The organism is Pseudoxanthomonas sp. LjRoot204_2 (assembly GCF_056175765.1).
Window position 1 is genome coordinate 1 of record NZ_JBGFFG010000590.1, and the last position, 1,699, is coordinate 1,699.

Genomic DNA, 1,699 nt, shown 5'->3' on the forward strand with positions numbered 1-1,699 from the left:
GAGCAGCTCTCGGAAATGGTCCGCCTGATCATCACAGGATCGCGCGCCCTCGCTGCGCGCGGCGGCGCCCGCTGATCCGCCACCACCTCAGGGCAGGATGCGGATCGGCGTGCCGACCGGCACCCGCTGCCAGATGGCGTCCATCTCTTCATTGGTCACGGCAATGCAGCCTTCCGTCCAGTCCACCCGCGAACCGGGTGGCGTCGCGCCGTGGATCATGATGTCGCCGCCGGGATCGACGCCGCGGGCCTCTGCCTGCTGTCGGTCGGCGTGGTCCGGATAGGAGATGCGCAGCGACAGGTGGAAGCGGCTGCGCTCGTTGCGGTAGGTGATGCGGTAATCGCCTTCGGGCGTCCGCTGGTCCCCTTGCTGCCGCTTGTGCCCGACCGGCGCGCCGCCCAGCACGATCCGATAGCGGGCGATGACGATGCCGGCGCGCAGCAGGTCGAGGCGCCGCTGCGCCTTGTAGACACGGATGGCGTCTGCCCGCTGCGCGGCGGGCACCAGGGCGGGCGGAGATGTCCCGGTTTCATGCGCCTGCGCTGTCATCCCGAACGACGACAGCAGGATGAGCAGCCAGCGACTCATGCCGGCAATGCCCGTGCGAGGAGTGCGGCCGCATCGACGTCGGCGGGCAGCGTGCCGAATACCGCGCCATGCTCGCCGCCGAGGCGGCTGCGGACGAACAGCGGTGCCGCCGGGCTGCCGGTCCGCAGCAGCACGGCGGCCTGCAGCGCGAGCGCCAGCCGCTCGACGAGCATCCGTGCGCCGGCCTCCTGCATGGACGCCAGACCGGTGCGCAGTCGCTCGACGAAGACGTCGTAGGCCGGGTCGATGCCGCCGGCGGACGCCAGTTCGCGGGTGACCGCATCGGACACGCCGGCATCACGTGCCAAGGCACGCAACACGTCCAGGCACTGGATGTTGCCGCTACCCTCCCAGATCGAGTTGAGCGGCGCCTGTCGATATAGCCGCGGCAGGATCGACTCCTCCACGTACCCTGCACCGCCCAGGCACTCCTGCGCCTCGTTGACGACGCCGGGCGCGCGTTTGCAGACCCAGTACTTGCCCACTGCGGTAGCGAGGCGCGCAAAGGCCGCTTCGTGCGCGTCGTGCGCAGCGGCATCCACCGCACGTGCGACGCGCAGCGAGAATGCCGTGGCAGCCTCGGATTCCAGCGCGAGGTCGGCCAACACGTTGCTCATCACGGCATGGTCGGCGAGCGGCCTGCCGAATGCGATGCGATGACGCGCATGGTGCAGGGCCTGCGCCAGCGCCATGCGCATTTCCGCGGCCGACCCCACCATGCAATCCAGGCGCGTCAGCATCACCATCTCGATGATCGTGGCGACCCCTCGCCCCTCCTCGCCCACGCGCCACGCTCGCGCACCCGTGAATTCCACCTCGCTGGACGCGTTGGCCCAGTCGCCCAGCTTGTCCTTCAGGCGCGTCAGCCTGAAGGCGTTCTTGCTGCCATCGTCGCGGCGGCGAGGCATCAGGAAACAGGTCAAGCCCCCCGGCGCCTGCGCRAGYACCAGGAAASCGTCGSACATCGGMGCCGAGAAGAACCACTTGTGGCCGACCAGCGCATACGTGTCGTCCCCCTGCAGGGTGGCGACGGTGGCGTTCGTGCGCACGTCCGAGCCGCCCTGCTTCTCCGTCATCCCCATGCCGAGGGTGATGCCGGCCTTGTCGACGA

2 protein-coding genes are annotated in these 1,699 nt (G+C 69.6%); both read right to left on the bottom strand.

Annotation, left to right across the window (positions count from 1 at the left end; genetic code table 11):
• Positions 1 to 87: 87 nt before the first annotated feature.
• Positions 88 to 588: a L,D-transpeptidase family protein gene (locus AC04L7_RS18145; RefSeq protein ID WP_435997881.1), complete on the bottom strand. Its 501-nt coding sequence runs from the start codon at positions 586 to 588 to the stop codon at positions 88 to 90.
• Positions 585 to 1,699, bottom strand: a 1,115-nt coding sequence (locus tag AC04L7_RS18150) for an acyl-CoA dehydrogenase family protein (RefSeq protein ID WP_475513626.1), incomplete at its 5' end; no start/stop codon positions are given. The genes AC04L7_RS18145 and AC04L7_RS18150, both read right to left, overlap by 4 nt.